Below are 21,068 nucleotides of genomic sequence, written 5' to 3'. Positions count from 1 at the left end.
CGTTTCGGTGGCTATCGTCGTCCGGTGCGAAAGGTCGAAGAACTGTCCGATGCCCCGGCCGCCAGGGTGAGGCCGTTGTGGTGACCCGGCCCCTGCCCCGGGTGCGGCACCCGGCGCAGGCCGTGGTCGCCGGGTTCGCCACGGCGATCGCGGCCGGCACGGGACTGCTGATGCTTCCGGTCGCCAGGTCCGGCCCGGGCGGCGCGGACCTGCTGGAGGCCCTGTTCACCTCGACCTCGGCGGTGTGCGTGACGGGGCTGGTCGTGGTCGACACCCCCGTCTACTGGAGCGGGTTCGGCCAAGTCGTGATCCTCGCGCTGATCCAGCTCGGCGGCTTCGGCATCATGACCTTCGCCTCCCTGCTCGGTCTGCTGATCTCCCACCGGATGGGGCTGCGGGCCCGGCTGACGGCGGCCGCGGAGACCAAGACACTCGGGCTGGGAGACGTACGGTCGGTCGTCGCAGGCGTGGTCAGGGTCAGCCTGCTGCTGGAGGCGGTCACCGCGCTGGCGCTGACGCTCCGCTTCGGCGCGGGTTACGACGAGCCGTGGCCGAGGGCGCTCTGGCTGGGCGTCTTCCACGCGGTCTCGGCGTTCAACAACGCCGGATTCGCCCTCTACTCCGACAGCCTCATGGGGTTCGTCACCGACCCCTGGATCTGTCTGCCCGTCGCGCTCGCGGTGATCGCCGGCGGTCTGGGCTTCCCCGTACTGTTCGAACTGCGCCGCCGCTGGCGCAGGCCGCGGGCCTGGTCGCTGCACACCAAGATCGTGGTCTGGGCGAGCGGGGCCTTCCTGGCCGGCGGCACCGTGTTCATCACCGCCGTCGAGTGGACCAACCCGGCGACCCTGGGTCCGCTGAACGTCCCGGGGAAGCTGCTCGCCGGGTTCTTCCAGGGCGTCATGCCCCGTACGGCCGGGTTCAACAGCATCGACATCGGCCAGATGAACCCCGCGAGCTGGCTGGGCACGGACGTGCTGATGTTCGTCGGCGGAGCCAGCGCGGGCACCGCGGGCGGTATCAAGGTCACCACCTTCGCGGTGCTGTTCTTCGTCATATACGCCGAGGTCCGCGGCGAGGGCGCGGTGAACATCTTCAACCGGCGCCTGCACGGCGACACCCAGCGCCAGGCCCTGACCGTGGTGCTGCTGTCGGTGGCCGCCGTGGTGACCTCCACCGTGGTCTTCATGGTGTTCACCGACATCAACCTCGACCGGTCCCTGTTCGAAGTCATCTCCGCCTTCGCCACCGTCGGGCTGTCCACCGGCATCACCGGCGACCTGCCCGCCTCGGAACAGGTCCTGCTGACCGCGCTGATGTTCATCGGCCGGCTGGGCCCGATCACCGTGGCGTCGGCGCTGGCCCTGCGCCAACGCGTTCGCATGTACGACCTGCCGGAGGAGCGACCCGTCATTGGCTAGGAACCGCAGCCCCAAACCCCGCCGCATCGCCCACAAGGACTCCGTCGCGGTCATCGGCCTGGGCCGCTTCGGGCGCTCCCTCGCCCTGGAACTGGTCGACGAGGACACCGAGGTCCTCGGCATCGACGAGAACCCCGAGGTCGTCCAGCTGCTGTCCGGCTCACTGACCCATGTGGTGCGCGCCGACTCCACCAACGAGTCCGCCCTGCGCCAGCTGGCCGTCCACGAGTTCGACCGCGCCGTCGTCGCCATCGGCAGCGACCTGGAGGCCAGCATCCTCACAGCCTCCCTGCTGGTGTCCTTCGGCATCCAGGACGTGTGGGCCAAGGCGATCAGCGAGGCCCACGGCCGGATCCTCTCCCAACTCGGCGTGCGGCACGTGGTCTACCCGGAGCACGACATGGGCCGGCGCGTCGCGCATCTCGTGCGCGGCAGGATGCTGGACTACATCGAATTCGAGGACGACTTCGCCATGGCGAAGACGACACCGCCCGCGGACCTCGTCGGCAGACGCCTGGCCGACAGCGCCGTACGCACCCGCCACGGCATCACGGTCGTCGCGATCAAACGGCTCGGCGAGGACTTCACGTACGCGACCGCCGACACCGTGATCGAGGCCGGTGACACGATCATCGTCGCCGGCCGCACCCGCCAGACCGAACGCTTCAGCGAACTGCAGTGAGCGGGGGTGCCGTAGGACGGGCGGGCCGGGCGGGCTGACCGGCGGCAGCGCGGCGGCGGACGACGAAGCGCCCCGACCGGCCGAGACCGGTCGGGGCGCGAGCGGCAGAGCGGAGACGCCGCCCCGCCCTGAACGTGCGTGAGGCCCAGTCCAGAATGACTCTGAACTGGGCCTTCCTCGTAGGCCGTGTGGGACTCGAACCCACAACCAATGGATTAAAAGTCCACTGCTCTGCCAATTGAGCTAACGGCCCGCCGGTCGTGCTCCCCCGAGCATAGTCGCACCCGTGGCCTTAACCGATCGGGTATCCCCCGGGTCACCCGCCGCGGCGGGCCCCGCCGGACCCGGCCCGCCCCGCCCGGTGGCCGGACGCGCGGACACGGCACACGTACGGGCAGGCGGGACGCGGAAGCCGTACGGGCGGCGCGGACGCCGACGGCGCGGCCTACGCGAACGGACACGCGGCCCGCGCGAACGGACGCGGGGCCCGCACGACGATGTCGTACGGGCCCCGCGACTCGAGCCGCTCCGGGCGGCCGGGCGGCCGGGCGGCCTCAAGTGTTGCCGCTGCCGTCAGCCGTTGCGCTTCCAGCGCGGCTTCTCGGTGCGGCGGTCGAAGGAACGGCCGCCGGTGTTGCTGCCGCCGCGGTGGTCGTCGCGGCGGGCGGGACGCTCGTCGCGGCGGTCACGGTTGAACGGGCGGTCGTCGCGGCGGTCGCGGTTGTGCGGGCGGTCACCGCCACGGTGGTTGTGGTCGCGGCGCTCGAAGGAACGGCCGCCGCCGAAGCCACCGCGGTCGTCGCGGCGGTCGCGGTTGAAGCCGCCACCCGTGCCGCCGCCGGACCGGTCGTCGCGGCGGAAGCCGGGGCGCTCCTCCCGGCGGTCGTCCCGCCGGTCGCGGCCGTAGCCACCCGAACCGCCACCGGAACGGTCGTCACGGCGCTCGTACGAACGCCCGCCGCCGTAACCACCCGAACGCTCGTCACGACGGTCGCGGTTGAAGCCGCCACCCGTGCCGCCGCCGGAACGGTCGTCGCGGCGGTCGCGGTTGTAGCCGCCGCCGGAACGGTCGTCACGACGGAAGCCCGGACGCTCCTCCCGGCGGTCGTCCCGCCGGTCACGGCCGTAGCCACCCGAACCGCCACCGGAACGGTCGTCACGGCGCTCGTACGAACGCCCGCCGCCGTAACCACCCGAACGCTCGTCACGACGGTGGTCGCGGCGGTCGAAGTTGCCCCGCTCGTCCCGCCGGTCCGGACCGGAAGCCTGCGCCGGAGCCGAAGCCGCGGCCTCGGCCGCTTCCGCCTCGGCGGCGGCCACCGCGGCCTCCGCGGCAGCGGCCACGGCCGCCTCCGGGTCCTCGCCCCGCTCACGCGCGGCGCGGGCCAGCAGCCGGTCGGCCTCGCCGCGCAGCTCGCTCGCGCGGCGCTGCGCCCGCTCCAGCTGCTTGGTGAGTTCCAGCACCTCCCGCTCGGCCTGCTTGGCGGAGTTGCCGGCCGACTCGGCCTGCACCTCGGTGAGCGAACGCGCGCCGGTGATCTTGGCGACGTCCTCGTCGAACGCGCCCGCGCCGCCGACGACGTGGCGCGAGGCGTCGACGCCCGCGTCCTCCATCAGCCGGAAGATCTGCTTGCGCTGGTGCGGCAGGGCCAGCGACACGACCGTGCCGCTGCGGCCCGCACGGGCCGTACGGCCGGAGCGGTGCAGGTAGTCCTTGTGGTCACCGGCCGGGTCGACGTTCAGCACCAGGTCGATGTCGTCGACGTGGATGCCGCGCGCGGCGACGTCCGTGGCGACCAGGCAGTTGACGTAGCCGTCCTTGAAGTCGGACAGCACCCGGGTGCGGGCGCCCTGCGTCATGCCGCCGTGCAGCGCGTCCGCGCGCACCCCGGCGTCCACGAGCTGCTCCGCGACCCGGTCGGCGCCCATCTGGGTCCGCACGAAGATGATCGTGCGGCCCTTGCGGGCGGCGATCGCGGCCGTCACCGGCGCCTTGTCCTTCGGCTTCACGACGAGGACGTGGTGGGACATGGTCGTGACCGCGCCCTGCGCCGCGTCCACCTCGTGCGTGACCGGGTCGACCAGGTAGCGCTTGACGAGGGAGTCGATCTCGTTCTCCAGCGTCGCGGAGAACAGCAGCCGCTGGCCGCCCGCCGGCACCAGGTTGAGGATCTCGGTGACCTCGGGCAGGAAGCCCATGTCGGCCATCTGGTCGGCCTCGTCGAGGACGGCGACCTCGACCTTGTCGAGCGAGGCGGCCTTCCGGTCGATGATGTCGCGCAGCCGGCCGGGAGTGGCGACGAGGATGTCGACGCCGCGCTCCAGGGCGTAGATCTGGTTGCCCATCGACGTACCGCCGCAGACGACCTTCATCTTGAGGCCGAGGACGTCGCCGTACGGCTGGAGCGCGTCGGCGACCTGCATCGCCAGCTCACGGGTCGGGGTGAGGATCAGACCGCGCGGGTGCTTCTTCTCGGTGCGGCCCCCGGCGAGCCGGGTCAGCAGAGGCAGGCCGAAGGACAGCGTCTTGCCGGAGCCGGTACGGCCGCGGCCGAGGATGTCCTTGCCGGCCAGGGCGTCCGGGATGGTCGCGGCCTGGATCGGGAAGGGCGTGCTGACGCCGTTCTGGGAGAGCTTGCGGACGAGCTGCTCGGCGAGGCCGAGGTCGCCGAAGGTCACCTCGGGAGCGCCGTCGGCGGCCGCGTCGGCCGCACCGGCGTCGCCGGTCTCAGTGGTCTCACCGGTCTCAGCGGTCGCACCGGTCACGGAAGCCGTGGTGCCGGTGGTGCCAGTGGTGCCGGCGGCCTCGGAAGCCGCGGTGTCGGTGGTGGCCGTGGTGCCGGCGGCCTCGTCGGCGGTGACGCCCTCGGGCGTCCCGGTCAGGAGGGCGTCGACGGTCTCCGCGCTCTCGGGCATGACGGCGCGGTCAGAAGCAGAAATGGACATGCGAAATGCAAAACCTCTCGGAGTCTCGGCACGCGCCCAAACTCCGTGTGTGCATACGCCGCCTCGATGCGGTCAGCCACGGCTCGGTACAGGAACGCGCCTCGCGGCGCGTTTCGCCCTCTCATTCGGAGAGGAAAATCAAGCGCCGGGCAATGGGGTCAAACGATCTATCACCATACGCACCCCGGGACTCCCCGCGCAAATCACTTGCCGCCCGTCCCGGCGCCGGCCGGGGTAGTGGGGCGCACAGGGCGCGGGCATCCCGCAGGTCAGACGAACGGCGGGTACGACAGCGGGGCGGACTCCGTCCGGCTGGTGGCGGAACTCACATCCTCCGGTGAGGACGGCGGCCCTCCGGACGGGTCCGGGTCGGGCTCCGGCTTCGAGGTCGAGGGCTCGGGCTCCGGCTCGGGCCGCGGGTCGGGCCGGGTGGGTTCCGGGTCCGGGGTCGCCCGCGTCGGGCCCGGCCCGGGCTCGGTCGGCCGCGGGTCGTCGCCGGGACGCGGGCCCGGCCTCCCGTCCCCGCCGCCCGCCGTCTTCCCGGCGGGTGTGCGCCCCTCCGGCTTCCCGTCCTTCTCCCGCTTCCCGCCGTCCCGCTCGCCCGCCCGGCCGTCCGGGCCGTTCCGCTGGCCCGCCCGCTCGCCGTCGGCCGACCGCGCGCCGGGGGCCGCGTCGCCCGCGGCCCCGCCCAGGCCGCCGTCCGGCTCCGTACCGCCGTCGCGCTGCCCGGCCGAACCCTGCGGCTTCGGGGCGACCGTGTCGTCCCCCACGCTCATGCAGCCGCTCGCGGCGGCGACGACGAGAAGCGCGGCGGCCGCCCGCAACGGCGCCCGGACGGCCGCCCCGGCCACGGTGCGGACGACGGGGGCGGTACGGGCCGCGGGGGCGCCCCCGGCGGCGTCGCCGGGGTCACGGCGGGGGCGCGGGCGGTGTGGGACAGGGATGGCGAGCGGGCGCACGGAGGGCACCTCCGGGGTACGAGGACGGGGACTGGCGGAAGCTCCGCCGTGCACAACTCCCGCCGGGCGGCGCAGGACACGCCCCGCAGGGACGCGAGTCCGCACGGGCCGGTCGGGCACCGGTTCCGGGGCCGCCGCCACACGCCCCGCACGACGCGGGTCGGCATGCGGGACACAGGGGCACGGGGCACAGGGCACGGGACACGGGACACGGGACACGGGGCACGGGGCATAGGGCACGGGGCACAGGGCACGGGGCACGGGGCACGGGGCACGGGGCACAGGGCACGGAGCTGGGACCGGGGCGGGCACCGGTTCCGGGGACGAGTCCGGTTCCGTACCGTGTCGGCGCGTCAGCGTGCACCCTGTGACCCGGTGCACCGCCGCCCAGCCCCCGGGCGCCCCCGTAACGCCGTAACCGCCGCGCGCCACCGGACAACGCCGCGCAGCACACGCCGCCGGGACATCGGGGACGTCGGGACGTCGGGACGTCGGGACGTCGGGACGCAGTGCACCGCCGTGACCGCCGCGCGCCACCGCACATCGCCGTTCGCCGTGCGCTGTGCGCTGTGCGCTGTGCGGCGTGCGCTGTGCGGCGTGCGCTGTGCGGCGTGCGCTGTGCGCCGTGCGCCATGGAGGCCGTTCGCCGTCAGCCCAACAGGCCCTCAGCCAGGGCCGCTCCCGCCCAGACCGCTCCCAGTCCGATCGGGAGCGACCCCAGGGCGTTCGCGGCGGCGGCCAGTGGATGCCCGCGTTCCGCCAGCCGCAGCGTCTCGTACGAGAACGTCGAATACGTCGTCAGGGCGCCGCACAACCCGGTGCCGAGCAGCAGGCGCATCTCCGGCGGGGCCGCTCCGGACGCCGCGGCGCCGGTGAGCGTCCCGAGCAGCAGACTGCCGGCGGCGTTGACGGTGAACGTCCCCCAGGGGAACAGCGAGGCGTGCCGGGCCTGCACCGCGCGGTCGGCCAGATAACGCAGCGGAGCGCCGACGGCGCCCCCGATCAGCACCAGCAGCCAGTTCACCGCGCCTCCGGCACCGCGGGGCGGCGCGCGGCCCCCGCCTCGTACCGCCGCACCGCGCCGCGGGTGAGCAGCACCGCGGCCCACACCGCGGCGAGCGCCGCGAACAGGGTGCCCGCCGCGTACGCCGCCGCCGTGCCCGGAGCGCCGTCCACCAACAGGGTGCGGATGTCCACGGCGTAGGTGGAGAAGGTGGTGTACCCGCCGAGCACACCGGTCCCGAGGAACGGCCGCCACAGCGGATGCGGCCCCGCACCGGCCCGCCCGCCCCGCGCCGCACAGCCGTCCGCCGGTACGCGGCCCTCCGGTACCTCCCGCGCGCGGTGCCCCGGGACTCGGCCCTCCGGTACGCCCGACTCCCGGCCCCGGTCCCGTACGCCCCGGTCCCGCACCTCACGATTTCGTACGTCCCGGTCCCGCGCGTCCCGGTCCCGCGCGTCCCGCTTCGGCACGCGCCCCTCGCGTACGCCCCGCTCCCGCACGCGGCTCGTCCGTACGCGGCTTTTCCGTACGCGGCTTCTCGGGGCGTCCGCCGTCGGCGCTCCCGCCGCCCGGGCAGGAATCGCGGGCCCCTCGCTCACCAGCACCATCAGCACTCCGATGAGGGCGCACCCGGTGACGTTCACGACGAGGACCGGCCACGGGAAGCCGCCCCCCGGCACCGGCCACGCCGATGTCAGCCCGTACCGCGCCGCGGCCCCGGCGGCGCCTCCCGCGGCCACCGCTGCGAGGACCCGCCACGCACCCCGGCCGGAGGCCTCCGCCCGCTGCGCCGGTACGCGGAGATCGACATCGGGGTCCACGGCCTCACCGGCGTCGACGGCCCCGTGGGCGCCCCCGCCGCGGCCGTGACGCCGCGCCCCGGCCGCGACGCCGCCGGCACCGTGCCGCGCGACGGAGCCCCCGCGACCGGAACCGTCGCGACCGGAACCGTCCCCGCCACTTCCACCGCCGTTTCCGCCGACGCCGCTGCCGCTGCCGCCGTTTCCGCCGCCGCCGTTTCCGCCACCGCCACAGCCGTCACCGTCACGGACCTCCCCGCCGTCCGCCCCGTCGCTCTCCCCGCCCTCCGGCCCGCCGCTCATCCGTAACCGAGCGCGTGCAGCCGCTCGTCGTCGATGCCGAAGTGGTGCGCGATCTCGTGGACCACGGTCACCTCCGACTCGGCCACCACGTCCTCGCGGGTCTCGCACATCCGCAGAGTCGGCCCCCGGTAGATGGTGATCCGGTCCGGCAGCACGCCCGCGTACCACTCCCCCCGCTCGGTCAGCGGCGTCCCCTCGTAGAGCCCCAGCAACTCGGGATCGTCGGCGGGCGGCTCGTCCTCCACGAACACGGCGACGTTGTCCATCAGCCGCGTCAGCTCCGGCGGGATGCGGTCCAGCGCCTCGGCGACCAGTTCCTCGAACTCCTCGCGCGTCATCTCCAACACGCGGCCATTGTGCTGCACGCGCCCCTCCCACGCCCCTCGCTCCGCCACCGCACCACCAACGCGCCCGCCACCGCACCACCCCCGGCACCCGCCACGCCACTCGCCACGCCGCTCGCCTCGGGCCGACCACGAGCCGGCCACGACACTCCCCCGGCACCGGCCACGACGCCGCCACTCCGACGCCGCACAACCGCCGCACGACCGCCGGATCCCAGCCGGGCCTCCACCCGACCTCGGCCGAGCCTCGACCGGGCCCCGGCCGGACCCCCACCCGTCCTCGGCCCGGCCCCCGCCGGACCTCTGCCGCCGCCGCCGGATCCGCCGGGTTCCGGCCGGGCCCCGTGCCGCACCGCCGCCGTACCTCCGCCGCACCCGCCCCCATCCCTCGGCCGCACCGCCCTCGTTCCGCGCTTACTCCGGGTGGCTCCGCCCCCGCGGCGGGCTTCTCCGACCGGCCGCATAGTGATCGCCCGGCCCGGGCATACGGCAGCAATGGCACGCGAACCGCTCCGCCGCCGTTTCCGCATGCCCACCCCGGGCGGACGCGCCGGCACCCCGCTCACCGCCCGCCGCACCTCGCTGCTCCCGCCGCACATCCCGGACTCGCTCGCCCCCCGCGCCCACCCCTACGCGCGTGCCTTCGGCCTCGTCTGCGTGGTGCTGATCGGCGCCTGGCTCGGACTGCTGATCGTCGGCAGCGTCCGGACACCGGTCGGCCCGATGGACACCCGGATGACGCTGCGCCCGTCCTTCTCCGGCGGCACGAAAATCAACGTTTCTCCGCTCGGCGCACTCGAACTGCGGAGCCACGCCGCGCCGCTGCGCCTCGACGTCGACGTGGACCAACTCAACCCCGAGCGCTCCCAGGCCCTGGTCAACCACCCCGAGCGGATCGCCGGCCTGCAGGAGGAGATCACCGGCGACGTCACCGCCGGCACCACCGATCTGGCCGTACGGTCCGTCGTCGCGGTCGTGTCCGGCGCCACGGCGCTCGGCCTGGCCGTGTACCGGCGCCCACGGCGCGCGGCCGCAGCGGGCGGACTGGCGCTCGCGCTCCTGGCGGCCTCCGGCGTCGCCGCGTACGCGACCTGGAACCCGAAGTCCGTGCTGGAGCCGAAGTTCTCCGGCCTGCTGAGCAGCGCCCCCAGCGTCGTCGGCAGCGCGCGCAACATCGTCAGCGACTTCGACGTCTACCAGCAGGAGTTGGCCCGTCTGGTGACCAACGTCACCAAGCTGTACGACGCGACCGCGACCCTGCCGACGTACCAGCCGGACCCGACCACCATGCGTGTCCTGCACGTCTCCGACATCCATCTGAACCCGGCGGCCTGGCACATCATCGAGTCGCTCGTCGAGCAGTACGAGATCGACGTGATCATCGACTCCGGCGACACCATGGACCACGGCACCGCCGCCGAGAACGGCTTCCTGGACCCGGTTTCCGACCTCGGCGCCCCCTATGTGTGGGCGCGCGGCAACCACGACTCCGAGGAGACCCAGGAGTCGCTCGAACGACGCAAGGGCGTCCACGTCCTCGACGACGGCGAACCGGTGAACGTCGCCGGGCTGCGCATCGCCGGCATCGGGGACCCGCAGTTCACGCCGGACCGCTCGGTCAAGCCGTCCGGCGACGACGAGGAGCGGGCGGCGGGCCGGGAGCTGGCCGCCGCGATCCGCGCCGAGAAGGCGGCCGGCGAACCCGTCGACATCGCCGTCGCGCACAACCCGGAGGCGGCCCGCGAAACCGCCGGCACCGTCCCCCTCGTCCTCGCCGGCCACACCCACAACCGCAAGACGCACACCCTGGACGGCGGCACCCGGCTGATGGTCCAGGGCTCGACGGGCGGCAGCGGGCTGCGCGCCGTGGAGGGCGACGAGCCCGACGACATCCAGGCGTCCGTGCTCTACCTGGACCGCGACACGCGGCGGCTCCAGGCCTGGGACGAGATCACGCTCGGCGGGCTCGGGCTGTCGACGGCCGAGGTCAGCCGCCGTCTCCCGAAGGAGAACTCCCCCGGCGGAACCCCGTCCCCGTCCGGTTCGTCCACCGCTCCGGGCGGCTCCGGCCCGCCCCGGGAGACCGCTCCGGACGCCTCTCCGGCGCCCACCCCGACGACCTCCGGGTAAACCGTTTTGGCGATCCCCTTCCGCATCCCATATGCTTCTCACGTCCCCGACGGCGCCCCACAAGCGCCCAGGTGGGCCATCAGCCCTCATCGTCTAGTGGCCCAGGACGCCGCCCTTTCAAGGCGGTAGCACGGGTTCGAATCCCGTTGGGGGCACGCAACACCCTGCATGTGCGAGACTGGTGCTCGCACGAGCTTGGTCCTGTGGAGCAGTTTGGAGTGCTCGCCACCCTGTCAAGGTGGAGGCCGCGGGTTCAAATCCCGTCAGGACCGCAGCAGCCGTAGTGCTGCGCGGCTGGGTAGCTCAGTTGGTACGAGCGTCCGCCTGAAAAGCGGAAGGTCGCCGGTTCGACCCCGGCCCCAGCCACCTTCGCCCGATCAGGGCAAGCCCTCTCCGGATTCCTCGGAGGGGGCTTTTTCGTGCCGTCCGCTCCGGACGGCCGTGTCGGACGTCGAACGCCGAACGCCGAACGCCGCCAGTCAGCGCACCGGTCGAGCCGGCCGTCGTCCTCCGAGCCCGGACCGGCGGGTGCGGGGGGCCGGGGGGCCGGGGCGGTGTCCGGGGAACCGTCCGGCGACCATGAGTACGGCGGGACCGGCCCCGGGGCCCCCTGCCGGACCCACCAGCACCACGCCGAGGAGCCGCCCCGTGACCAGCGCCTGGATCGCCGCCCTGCTGCTCGGCGGCGTCGTGCTGGTCGGGTCCTCCGTGCAGCGGATGTCCGGGATCGGGTTCGGGCTCGTCTCCGTGCCCGCGCTGGTGCTGCTGCTCGGGCCGGGCGAGGGCGTGACGCTGGCGAACTGCGCCGCCGGGGTGATCAGCGCCGTCGGGCTGGCCAGCCACTGGCGTCAGGTGCGGCTGCGCGCCATGGTCCCGCTCGTCTGCGCGTCCGCCTGCACCGTCCCGCTCGGCGCCCTGATCGCCGGGCTGCTGCCCGAGCCGGTGCTGCTCACGGGGATGGGCGCCCTGGTCAGCGTGGCCGTGCTGCTCGTGATGCGCGGGGCCCGCGTGGCCTCGCTGCGCGGCACCGGGGGTGCGGTCGCCGCCGGTGCCGCGAGCGGGTTCATGAACTCCTCCGCCGGGGTCGGCGGCCCCGCGCTGTCGCTGTACGCCGTGAACGCGGAGTGGACGGCGCGCCAGTTCACGTCGAACGCCCTCTTCTACGGGCTCGTGGTGAACGTCTTCTCCGTCGCCGCCAAGGGCGTGCCGCAGCTCACCGCCCCCTCCTGGCTGCTGACCGCCGCCGGGATCGCGGGCGGCGCGGTCGCCGGCAGGGCGCTCGCGGCCCGGATCTCGGAGCGGCGGGCGCGGCTGGTCGTCCTGCTGCTGGCGCTCGGCGGAGGGGTCACGACCATGGCCAAGGGGCTCGTCGGGCTGTGAGCCGCGTACGGCCGCGGACCCGGGCGGTGGGGAATGTACGCCCCGGCCCCGGCCGGGCGGCGCGTGCGGCCGCTGCCCTGGCCGCGTACCGAGTGGCGGCTCCCGAACCGGTGCCCCGGGCGCACCGCACCGCCGGGGTCACCCGGTCCCGTCGCCCGCCCGTGGCCGCCCGCCCGGGTGGCGGTGCCGCCAGATCCAGAAGACCGTGCACGACAGCACCGCCCAGCCGGACAGCACCAGATACGGCATCACGTTCTGGTGGCCGGAGAAGTAGACCGCCGAGTGCTGGGCGCCCACCGACGCCCCCGGCGGCAGCCAGCGCCCGATGTGGCCCAGCAGGGAGGGGAGCAGCGGCCAGGAGACGGCACCGCCCGAGGACGGGTTGCCGATGATCACCATCAGCCCCCAGGTGGGCAGCATGGCCCACCGCCCGATGACGGCGTTGAACATCGTGAACACCATGCCGGAGGTGAACATCGTGAGCGCCAGGATCAGCCACGACTCCGCGAAGGGCAGGTCCACGGCGTTCAGCAGCGAATCCACCGTCACCGTGATCGCCAGGCCGCCGAGCAGGGCGTACGCGGCCGTGGTGGCGATGCGTTCGCCCGGGTTGAGGTCGCGGGCGTGGACGCTGAGCTGGATCGCGCCGACGAAGCCGACGATCACCGCGGCGAGGGAGATGTAGAAGAGGACGAGGCCGCGCGGGTCGCCCGGCTGGAGCGGTTTGACGTCCCGCACCTCGACCGGCACACCGATCTTCCTGCCGACCTCGGGCGCGGCCTTCGCCAGCACCTCGGCCACGGACGCCCCGGACGCGCCCGCGACCTCCACGTCCAGGACCCTGCCGCCGTCCGCCGTCCGCAGCACCGCGAACACCCGCTGGTCGTCGACCGCCTCCCGGGCCTCCTCGTACGTCCGGTAGCGGTGCAGGTCGAGGGTGGTGCCGAGGGCCTGTTCGAGGCCGTCGATGAACGCCTGCTGGCGGGCCGCCGCCCGGGTCCCCGGCTCGGCGGCGGCCACGGCGGTCGCGAGGCTGTGCGGCGCCGGGTTCCCCATGGCGTACGTGTAGGAGCCGGCGAAGGTGCCCGCGGCCAGGCCGATGATCAGCACCAGCACCGCGGCGGAGAAGAAGGGCGACCCCCGGAAGGCCCGCCACCGTTCGCGGGCGGACGGGCGGCGTCCGGACCCACGGCGCTGGGGCTGCTCCGGGTCTCGGCTCATGACAGCCACGCTATGCAGGGCGGGCCGGACCGACGAGCCCGTGCGGTCCGTTCGCGTGGCCGTCGCGCACGGGCCGGACCGACGGACCCGTACGGCGCGTGTGCGCGGCCGTCGCGCACGGGCCGGACCGACGGACCCGTACGGCGCGTGCGCGCGGCCGTCCCGCGCGGGCCGGCCACGGCCGCCCTCCCGTCCCCGCCCGAGGCCCCTCGAAGTCTCCCCTCGGTGACCCGCGGCACTCCGCGAAGGAATTCGTTGGCCCGCCCGTTCCGCGAGGTGAGATCCTGGAGCCGGTATGTCTACTTCCACTCCCCCCGGATCCCCCGCCTTCGCAGACCTGGGCGCCCGGCTGGACGAGCTGACGCTGCGCGACGCGCACCGGCTCGGCCGGCGGCTCGACGGCGCGCGCCGGATCCGCAAGCCCGAGGCCCGGCAGACCGTGCTGGGCGAGATCGCCGCCGAGGTCGAGCAGGCCGAGGCGCGGGTCGCCCGGCGGCGGGCGGGCGTGCCCCGCGTCACGTATCCGGAGGCCCTGCCGGTCAGCCGGAAGAAGGACGACATCCTGGCGGCGATCCGCGATCACCAGGTGGTGATCGTCGCCGGTGAGACGGGCTCCGGCAAGACGACGCAGATCCCGAAGATCTGCATGGAGCTGGGCCGCGGGGTCCGGGGGCTGATCGGCCACACCCAGCCGCGCCGGATCGCCGCCCGCACGGTCGCCGAGCGCGTCGCGGAGGAGCTGGGCACCCCGCTCGGCGAGACGGTCGGCTGGAAGGTGCGGTTCACCGACCAGGTCGGGCCGGACACCCACGTCAAGCTGATGACGGACGGCATCCTGCTCGCCGAGATCCAGACGGACCGCGAGCTGCGCCAGTACGACACGATCATCATCGACGAGGCGCACGAGCGCAGCCTCAACATCGACTTCATCCTGGGCTATCTCGCCCAGCTGCTGCCGAAGCGCCCCGATCTCAAGGTCGTGATCACGTCCGCGACGATCGACCCGGAGCGGTTCGCCCGGCACTTCGCCGGCCCGGACGGCGAGCCGGCCCCGATCGTCGAGGTGTCGGGGCGTACGTATCCCGTCGAGGTCCGCTACCGGCCGCTGCTGGAGGAGGGCTCGGAGGACGCCGACCGCGACCAGGTCACCGCCATCTGCGACGCCGTCGACGAGCTGCGGCGCGAGGGGCCGGGCGACGTACTCGTCTTCCTGTCCGGCGAGCGGGAGATCCGCGACACGGCGGACGCGCTGAACAAGCGGCTCACCGGCGCGGGCGGCGCCGCGGCGGGCGGCACCGAGGTGCTGCCGCTCTACGCCCGTCTGTCGCACGCCGAGCAGCACCGCGTCTTCCAGCGTCACAGCGGCCGGCGCATCGTGCTGGCCACGAACGTCGCCGAGACGTCCCTCACCGTCCCGGGCATCCGTTACGTCATCGACCCCGGCTTCGCCCGGATCTCCCGCTACAGCCACCGCACCAAGGTGCAGCGCCTGCCCATCGAGCCCGTCTCGCAGGCCAGCGCCAACCAGCGCAAGGGACGCTGCGGCCGTACGTCCGACGGCATCTGCGTGCGGCTGTACTCCGAGGACGACTTCGACTCGCGCCCGGAGTTCACCGACGCCGAGATCCTGCGCACGAACCTGGCCTCCGTCATCCTCCAGATGACGGCTGCCGGGCTCGGCGACATCGAGAAGTTCCCCTTCATCGACCCGCCGGACCGCCGCAACATCAAGGACGGCGTGCAGCTGCTGGAGGAGCTGGGCGCGCTCGACCCGAAGCAGAAGACCGGCCCCGCCCAGGACGGGAAGAAGCGGCTCACGCAGACCGGCCGCAAACTGTCCCAGCTGCCCGTCGACCCGCGGCTGGCCCGGATGGTGCTGGAGGCCGACCGGAACGGCTGCGTCCGCGAGGTCATGGTCATCGCCGCGGCGCTGTCCATCCAGGACCCGCGCGAGCGCCCCTCCGACAAGCAGCAGCAGGCGGACCAGCAGCACGCCCGCTTCCGCGACGAGACCTCCGACTTCCTCGCCTTCCTCAACCTCTGGCGTTACGTCCGCGAGCAGCAGAAGGCGCTGTCCTCGTCCGCGTTCCGCCGCATGTGCCGGTCCGAGTTCCTGAACTACCTGCGGATACGGGAATGGCAGGACATCTACACCCAGCTGCGCCAGGTCGCGAAGACCATGGGCATCCAGCTCGGTGACAGCAGCAGCCCGGACGCGCCCGCCGACCGGGTCCACGCCTCGCTGCTGGCCGGGCTGCTGTCGCACATCGGGCTCAAGGACACCGACGCGAAGAACGAGTACCTGGGCGCCCGCGGCGCGAAGTTCGCGGTCTTCCCGGGCTCCGGGCTGTTCAAGAAGCCGCCGCGCTGGATCATGTCCGCCGAGCTGGTCGAGACGTCCCGGCTGTGGGCCCGGGTGAACGCGAAGATCGAGCCGGAGTGGGTCGAACCGCTCGCCCAGCACCTGGTCAAGCGCACCTACAGCGAACCGCACTGGGAGCAGAAACAGGCCGCCGTCATGGCGTACGAACGGGTCACGCTCCACGGTGTGCCGATCGTCGCCCAGCGGAAGGTCAACTACGGGCGGATCGACCCGGAGACCTCCCGCGAGCTGTTCATCCGCAACGCCCTGGTCGAGGGCGACTGGCGCACCCACCACCAGTTCTTCCACGACAACCGCAAGCTGCTCAGCGAGGTCGAGGAGCTGGAGCACCGCGCCCGGCGCCGCGACATCCTCGTGGACGACGAGACGCTGTTCGACTTCTACGACCGGGTGATCCCCGAACACGTCGTGTCCGGGGCGCACTTCGACTCCTGGTGGAAGCAGCGGCGCCGGGAGGAGCCGGAGCTTCTCAACTTCGAGAAGTCGATGCTCATCAACGAGCAGGCGGAAGCCGTCACCAAGGACGACTACCCGGACTCCTGGCGGCAGGGAAAGCTGAAGTTCCGGGTGACCTACCAGTTCGAGCCGGGCACGGACGCGGACGGCGTGACCGTCCACATCCCGCTCCAGGTGCTCAACCAGGTCACGCCGGACGGCTTCGACTGGCAGATCCCGGGCCTGCGGGAGAACCTCGTCACCGAGCTGATCCGCTCGCTGCCCAAGCCCGTACGCCGCAACTACGTACCGGCGCCCAACTACGCCCAGCGCTTCCTCGGCACCACCGTCCCCGGCCAGGAGCCGCTGACGGCCGCGCTCGGCCGGGAACTCCAGCGCATGGTCGGCGTCCCCATCGCCCCGGAGGACTGGGACTGGACGAAGGTCCCCGACCACCTGAAGATCACCTTCCGGGTGGTGGACGAGCGTCGCCGCAAGATCGCCGAGGACAAGAGCCTGGAGGCGCTCAAGCTCAGGCTCCGGCCGAAGACCCAGGCCGCCATCAACAAGGCCTTCGACCGCTCCTTCGAGGCCCGCGCGGGGAAGCAGGGCGACGGGGCCGCGGCGGAGGACGGCGCCGCGGCCGCCGGGCCCGTGCAGCGCACCGGGCTCACCTCCTGGACGCTCGGAACGCTGCCGCGCACCTTCGAGACCCGGCGCGGCGGACAGCCCGTCAAGGCGTATCCCGCGCTGGTCGACGAGGGCAGCTCGGTGGCCGTACGGCTCTTCGACACGGAGGCGGAGCAGGCCGAGGCGATGTGGCGCGGCACGCGCCGGCTGATCCTGCTGAACGTCCCCGTGAATCCGGCCAAGTTCGCGCAGGACCAGCTCGACAACCGGCAGAAGCTGGCGCTCTCCCGCAATCCGCACGGCAGCGTCCAGGCGCTCTTCGACGACTGCGTCACCGCGGCCGCCGACCGCCTCGTCGCCGCCCGCGGCGGCCCGGCCTGGGACGAGGAGTCCTTCCGCAAGCTGTACGACGCCGTGCGCGCCGACCTGGTGGACGCGACGATGGACGCCGTGCGCAAGGTCCGCGAGGTGCTGGCCGCCTGGCACGCGTGCGAGCAGCGGCTGCGCTCCATCACCTCCCCGGTGCTCGCCGCCTCGCTGTCGGACGTCAGGGAGCAGTTGGCGGCCCTGGTGAAGCCCGGCTTCGTCACGGAGCACGGGGTGCGGCGGCTGCCGGACCTGATGCGTTACCTGGTCGCGGCCGACCGGCGGCTCCAGCAGCTGCCCGCCAACGCCGAGCGGGACCGGAGCCGGATGGCGAAGATCAAGGAGATGCAGGACGAGTACGCCTGGCTGCTGGAGCAGTTCCCGCCCGGCCGGCCGGTGCCGGAGAAGGCACGGGAGATCCGCTGGATGATCGAGGAATTGCGGGTCAGCTACTTCGCGCACGCGCTCGGCACCGCGTATCCGGTGTCGGACAAGCGCATCGTGAAGGCCGTCGACGCGGCGGCTCCGTAGGCTCGCGGCAGCTCCGCAGGCTCGCGCGGGCCCGTGGCGGCTCGGCGGGCCGCAGGCGGCTCGGCGGGCGGCACGGACGGCCGGTTCGCGGCGTTCCGTACCGGCCCGGCGACCGGCCGGGGGGACCGCCGCGAGGGCCGCCGCAAGGGCCGCCGGAGGCCCGGCCGGGGCGGCCGCACCTCGGTTCGACTGGCGGCCCTGAGCTGCTGTACAGTCTGTCTTCGCAGCGCACGCGCCGGTCGGAACGGACCGGGACGAACGCGGCGCGGCTCCTGGTCCTGTGGAGCAGTTTGGAGTGCTCGCCACCCTGTCAAGGTGGAGGCCGCGGGTTCAAATCCCGTCAGGACCGCATCGTTGAACGGCCCGTCCCCAGCAGGGGCGGGCCGTTCTGCTGCACCGACGGCACCCGGCGGCACCGCCGGCGTCCCCGGACGCGGCCAGGGACCCGGGCGCGCGAACACGACCCGAGCCGCGATCCCGGGCACGCCTCCCGGTCCGGGGCGCACATCCCCGCCCCGCCCTCGCGGGGCACCACCCACGCCGTCCCCGGGCTCACTCCCCGCCAGCCCTCGGGCGCAGTCCCCCTCCCGCCCCGGACTCCCCGCCGGGCCCCCGGGCGCACTTCCCACCCCGCCCTCGGGAGCACCCCGGCCGGGCCTCTGGCGCGTTTCCCGGGCTCCGGCCGCGGGCGCGCCCGCCCTTGCCACCCGTGACGCACGTCCCGGGGCCCCAGCCTCGGGGGCCCACCTCCCACCCCGGCGACGACCCGCCCTCGGCAACGGTGTTCCGGCCGGGCGGGAGGCCGCGCCGCGCGGTCGCCCCCTCTGGGCGGAACGTCCAATTCCAGGCTTTCGCGCGGTCCGGGCGCTTGACGGCGGCACGTACCGCGGGTACCCAGATTTCAGGGGATGCGGTACCGAGCCCGGGAGGTACGCATATGACGACGTCCACGAGGCACGAGACGAGGGCGCTGCTGCGCGCCCATCTGGCCGCCGCGGTCGGCAACCGCCATCTCACCCGGCGCTGTCCCGCCTGCCGCAGACTGCTGCGCCTGGCCATGGAAGCGCAGGCCGAACCCCCGACGACCGCCGCACCGGAGCCGTCACGCCCGTAATGGCCCATTACCGTACGGCAGTTGAAGCGGACAAGCACGGCGGCATGTGACGGGTGTCACCGAATGAGTTTTACAAGTGGGGGAACTTAGACCCCGCTTACAACAGCTCGATTTAATATGTGCAATTGCACTGCCCGGAAGGGCTCTCCGAACGGCCGGTTCCCGACCCTCGCCGCACACCCCGGAGGTCCCCCGGGACGGCCGGCGAGGCACCACCGGCACACCGCGGTACGGCCGCGGCCGCGCCCCGCGAGGCGCCCGCACCGGGCCCGGAGGCCGCCGTACGGGCACAAGAAAGATCGCGCCGGACCCGGCGGAGTCCGGCGCGATCGACGACGCTTCCTCCGCGAAGAGGACTCGGAGCCTGTAGGGGCAGGTTCCCGTCGTGTCGAGCTGTGTGGGCCAGAGCCGGGCCGAGGCCCGGAAATGCCCATTTATGCGGTTGTCAGGCCTCGCTGCGCTGCTGCGGGATGCCCGCCAGCAGTGCACGGACCTCCGCTTCGCGGTAGCGCCGATGCCCTCCGAGCGTGCGGATGGACGTGAGCTTGCCAGCCTTGGCCCAACGGGTGACCGTCTTCGGGTCCACGCGGAACATCGTGGCAACCTCAGCCGGGGTCAGCAGCGGCTCGGCATCAGGGGTGCGAGCGGTCATGAGCGGCCTCCTCGGGAGAACCGAACCATCACGGTTCTTTCCTCTAAATTCTGCACCTTGACCCACGTTGCCCGAAATGGCGGACGCGGGCCGAGTCGGTAATAGGACGAACGGCTTGTCCTCGGCACTACAACTACACCATCTGTCCAGCGACGTCGGCCAAACCGATGGAATTGCCCTCCGAGGTGCCCAACCTCGACGGAAGCCGATGGACCGGTCCAGAACGGACAGTCACCCCGCCGTGACGATCAGTCACACCGTAACCAGTGGCCATGAGTCCCACCAAGGAGTGCAATTAACGATCAATCCGCCCATAGTTGGACGGAAGGAGCCCGCGTTGGACTCCTTGTCCCATTTTGGCACGTGGAAGGCGGATCAGGGCAAGACCCCTGCTTGGTGCTTTCCGTCACGCTTGCGGCAATGGCCCGGATCGACCCGACCTCTGGTGGCCGTTCGGGCACATCACCTGCCCCGGGGGCCACAGCGGTCACACGGCCACCACGACGCCCCGGCACCGCCGCTCCAGCATTGCGGCTCCCGCACCGCGGCTCCGGCACCACCGCTCACGCCCGGCGGCCCGGCCAGCGGCACCGCCGACCCGCCCGGCACCGTCAGTTGGCGAACTGGCGCTCCCGGACCGCCCGCCAGCGCTCCACGAGCCGCTGGTAGACCTCGCCCGCCTTGGCGGGGTCGCCGCCGCGCAGGGCCTCCAGGCCCTCCGCGACATCGGCGGCCGAGTGGTCCTCGGACAGCTGGTCGTGGCCCAGTGTGTGCACCAGGCCGCCGTAGTCCAGCTCGACCAGGGAGCGGGGGTGGAACTCCTCCAGCCAGCGGCCCACGTTCTCCAGACCGTCGATGAGCGGGCTCTCCTCGAGAGCGTCACGGAGCACTTTAAGGCCCCTGGCCACCCGGCGCCTGGCCTCGACCATGGGGGTTCGGTAACGGAGTACGGGCTCCCCACCTGCGGCGTCACCGTCCGTGCCGACCGCCTCACCGTCGGCGTCCGCGCCCGCACCGGCGCCCGGGCCGGTGCCTGCGCCGCCGTCCGCCTCCGCGCCCCCGTCCCCCGCGGCGGCCTCCGGGCCTCCTCCGGTTTCCGGGCCGCCCCCGGCCTCCGGGAGCCGGCCGGCCTCCGGGCTCCCGGCACCCGGCCCCGGCACGTATTCCCGCTCCTCGTCGGAGAAGAGCGCGAACCAGCGCACCGGCACGTGCCAGGTCGCCGTGCGGATCCACGGCCGGGCGTCCGGGTTGTCGTCGATCCAGCGCTCGTAGTCGGCGGCCGCCTGGCGGCGCACCACCGGCGGCAGCACCGCGTCCAGCACCGGCGCCGGCAGCAGCTCCGGCAGGCTCTCCAGCGCCTGCCAGCCGCGCAGCCGGGTCCGCCACGGGCAGACGCAGGTGACCCCGTCGTTCTCAAGGACGAAGGCGTCCCGGCTCTCGTGCACCGGCACCGCGACCGGCGGGGTGGGCAGCAGATCACCCAGCGACCGGCGCAGCTCGTCCTGAGCCGTCGGGCGGTGGCCGCTCTCGGCGTACGCGGACCAGTGACCGCGTTCCTGGAGCGGGAAGGCCGCCAGCGGTTCATAGACCCGTAGATACGCCGCATACGGGACGAACAACGACCCCTGTCCCACCCGTTCACTCCTCCGTCAGCGGCCGGGGGCCGTCCCCGGGCCGTCCGGATCGTCCCATGCCCCGGGCCCCGGCCCGTACGGCACAAGAGCCTACGTACCGGACCCTTCCGAGTGCCCTTCGGTCCGGATCGCGG

14 protein-coding genes and 5 tRNA genes are annotated in these 21,068 nt (G+C 73.4%); 10 read left to right on the top strand and 9 right to left on the bottom strand.

The window, feature by feature from the left end:
- Positions 1 to 77 precede the first annotated feature (77 nt).
- Together GCU69_RS31610 and GCU69_RS31605 are read left to right on the top strand one after the other, a co-directional pair.
- Positions 78 to 1,421, top strand: a complete 1,344-nt coding sequence (locus tag GCU69_RS31610; RefSeq protein ID WP_098751758.1) for a TrkH family potassium uptake protein — start codon at positions 78 to 80, stop codon at positions 1,419 to 1,421.
- A complete protein-coding gene (locus GCU69_RS31605; protein WP_235978830.1) occupies positions 1,414 to 2,103 on the top strand; it encodes a potassium channel family protein in 690 nt (229 codons plus the stop codon). The genes GCU69_RS31610 and GCU69_RS31605 overlap by 8 nt, the downstream gene beginning before the upstream one ends.
- Before the next feature lie 180 nt (positions 2,104 to 2,283).
- Here GCU69_RS31605 and GCU69_RS31600 read toward each other — a convergent pair.
- From GCU69_RS31600 to GCU69_RS31575, 6 genes are all read right to left on the bottom strand, one after another.
- A tRNA-Lys gene (locus GCU69_RS31600) sits at positions 2,284 to 2,356 on the bottom strand.
- A 320-nt stretch (positions 2,357 to 2,676) separates the two neighbouring features.
- Entirely contained in the window at positions 2,677 to 5,049 is a 2,373-nt protein-coding gene (locus tag GCU69_RS31595; RefSeq protein WP_098753032.1) for a DEAD/DEAH box helicase, read from the bottom strand.
- Between the two features lie 269 nt (positions 5,050 to 5,318).
- On the bottom strand, positions 5,319 to 6,008 hold the full coding sequence (locus GCU69_RS31590; protein ID WP_176604691.1) for a hypothetical protein: 690 nt from the start codon (positions 6,006 to 6,008) through the stop codon (positions 5,319 to 5,321).
- Positions 6,009 to 6,657: 649 nt separating this feature from the next.
- Positions 6,658 to 7,032 (bottom strand): fluoride efflux transporter CrcB, encoded by a 375-nt coding sequence (crcB, locus tag GCU69_RS31585; RefSeq protein ID WP_156207907.1) that lies wholly within the window; start codon positions 7,030 to 7,032, stop codon positions 6,658 to 6,660.
- Positions 7,029 to 8,114, bottom strand: coding sequence for a FluC/FEX family fluoride channel (locus tag GCU69_RS34915; protein ID WP_156207906.1), 1,086 nt, complete (start codon positions 8,112 to 8,114; stop codon positions 7,029 to 7,031). The genes crcB and GCU69_RS34915 overlap by 4 nt, the downstream gene beginning before the upstream one ends.
- Entirely contained in the window at positions 8,111 to 8,461 is a 351-nt protein-coding gene (locus GCU69_RS31575; protein ID WP_098753031.1) for a metallopeptidase family protein, read from the bottom strand. Before GCU69_RS31575 ends, GCU69_RS34915 begins: the two co-directional genes overlap by 4 nt.
- 492 nt (positions 8,462 to 8,953) lie before the next feature.
- On the opposite strand from GCU69_RS31575, the gene GCU69_RS31570 reads away from it, so the two are divergent.
- The 5 genes from GCU69_RS31570 to GCU69_RS31550 all read left to right on the top strand — a co-directional run bounded on the left by GCU69_RS31570 (position 8,954) and on the right by GCU69_RS31550 (position 11,968).
- The gene (locus GCU69_RS31570) at positions 8,954 to 10,588 is read left to right on the top strand and encodes a metallophosphoesterase family protein (protein WP_235978829.1); all 1,635 of its coding nucleotides are present in this window, start codon (positions 8,954 to 8,956) and stop codon (positions 10,586 to 10,588) included.
- A gap of 82 nt (positions 10,589 to 10,670) precedes the next feature.
- A tRNA-Glu gene (locus GCU69_RS31565) sits at positions 10,671 to 10,743 on the top strand.
- A 42-nt stretch (positions 10,744 to 10,785) separates the two neighbouring features.
- A tRNA-Asp gene (locus GCU69_RS31560) sits at positions 10,786 to 10,860 on the top strand.
- Positions 10,861 to 10,880: 20 nt separating this feature from the next.
- A tRNA-Phe gene (locus GCU69_RS31555) sits at positions 10,881 to 10,954 on the top strand.
- A 282-nt stretch (positions 10,955 to 11,236) separates the two neighbouring features.
- Positions 11,237 to 11,968 carry a sulfite exporter TauE/SafE family protein gene (locus GCU69_RS31550; RefSeq protein WP_257155784.1) on the top strand — a complete coding sequence of 244 codons (732 nt, stop codon included), beginning with the start codon at positions 11,237 to 11,239 and terminating at the stop codon, positions 11,966 to 11,968.
- A gap of 138 nt (positions 11,969 to 12,106) precedes the next feature.
- Here the strand turns inward: GCU69_RS31550 and GCU69_RS31545 are convergent, their stop codons facing one another.
- Positions 12,107 to 13,189, bottom strand: coding sequence for a hypothetical protein (locus GCU69_RS31545; protein WP_098753028.1), 1,083 nt, complete (start codon positions 13,187 to 13,189; stop codon positions 12,107 to 12,109).
- Positions 13,190 to 13,484: 295 nt separating this feature from the next.
- On the opposite strand from GCU69_RS31545, the gene hrpA reads away from it, so the two are divergent.
- The 3 genes from hrpA to GCU69_RS32915 all read left to right on the top strand — a co-directional run bounded on the left by hrpA (position 13,485) and on the right by GCU69_RS32915 (position 18,648).
- The gene (hrpA, locus tag GCU69_RS31540; protein WP_156207905.1) at positions 13,485 to 17,534 is read left to right on the top strand and encodes an ATP-dependent RNA helicase HrpA; all 4,050 of its coding nucleotides are present in this window, start codon (positions 13,485 to 13,487) and stop codon (positions 17,532 to 17,534) included.
- 274 nt (positions 17,535 to 17,808) lie between these two features.
- Positions 17,809 to 17,883 (top strand) — tRNA-Asp (locus tag GCU69_RS31535).
- Between the two features lie 588 nt (positions 17,884 to 18,471).
- Positions 18,472 to 18,648, top strand: coding sequence for a DUF6274 family protein (locus GCU69_RS32915; protein ID WP_170315988.1), 177 nt, complete (start codon positions 18,472 to 18,474; stop codon positions 18,646 to 18,648).
- Positions 18,649 to 19,093: 445 nt separating this feature from the next.
- On the opposite strand, the gene bldC is transcribed toward GCU69_RS32915, so the two are convergent.
- The gene (gene bldC / locus GCU69_RS31530; RefSeq protein ID WP_003949541.1) at positions 19,094 to 19,300 is read right to left on the bottom strand and encodes a developmental transcriptional regulator BldC; all 207 of its coding nucleotides are present in this window, start codon (positions 19,298 to 19,300) and stop codon (positions 19,094 to 19,096) included.
- Positions 19,301 to 19,911: 611 nt separating this feature from the next.
- Positions 19,912 to 20,934, bottom strand: a complete 1,023-nt coding sequence (locus tag GCU69_RS31520) for a hypothetical protein (protein ID WP_098753026.1) — start codon at positions 20,932 to 20,934, stop codon at positions 19,912 to 19,914.
- Between the last annotated feature and the right edge of the window lie 134 nt (positions 20,935 to 21,068).

Origin of the sequence: Streptomyces lycii, from assembly GCF_009735685.1 — a bacterium.
GTDB classification, from domain to species: Bacteria; Actinomycetota; Actinomycetes; order Streptomycetales; family Streptomycetaceae; genus Streptomyces; species Streptomyces lycii.
This window is presented reverse-complemented; position numbering and strand designations above follow the sequence as displayed.

What these genes read in the sequence shown, in the direction of transcription:
- GCU69_RS31595 (WP_098753032.1), bottom strand. Translation starts at nt 5,049, where the DNA reads ATGTCCATTTCTGCTTCTGACCGCGCCGTCATGCCCGAGAGCGCGGAG.
- GCU69_RS34915 (WP_156207906.1), bottom strand. Translation starts at nt 8,114, where the DNA reads ATGAGCGGCGGGCCGGAGGGCGGGGAGAGCGACGGGGCGGACGGCGGG.
- GCU69_RS31570 (WP_235978829.1), top strand. Translation starts at nt 8,954, where the DNA reads ATGGCACGCGAACCGCTCCGCCGCCGTTTCCGCATGCCCACCCCGGGC.
- GCU69_RS31545 (WP_098753028.1), bottom strand. Translation starts at nt 13,189, where the DNA reads ATGAGCCGAGACCCGGAGCAGCCCCAGCGCCGTGGGTCCGGACGCCGC.
- hrpA (WP_156207905.1), top strand. Translation starts at nt 13,485, where the DNA reads ATGTCTACTTCCACTCCCCCCGGATCCCCCGCCTTCGCAGACCTGGGC.
- GCU69_RS32915 (WP_170315988.1), top strand. Translation starts at nt 18,472, where the DNA reads ATGACGACGTCCACGAGGCACGAGACGAGGGCGCTGCTGCGCGCCCAT.
- bldC (WP_003949541.1), bottom strand. Translation starts at nt 19,300, where the DNA reads ATGACCGCTCGCACCCCTGATGCCGAGCCGCTGCTGACCCCGGCTGAG.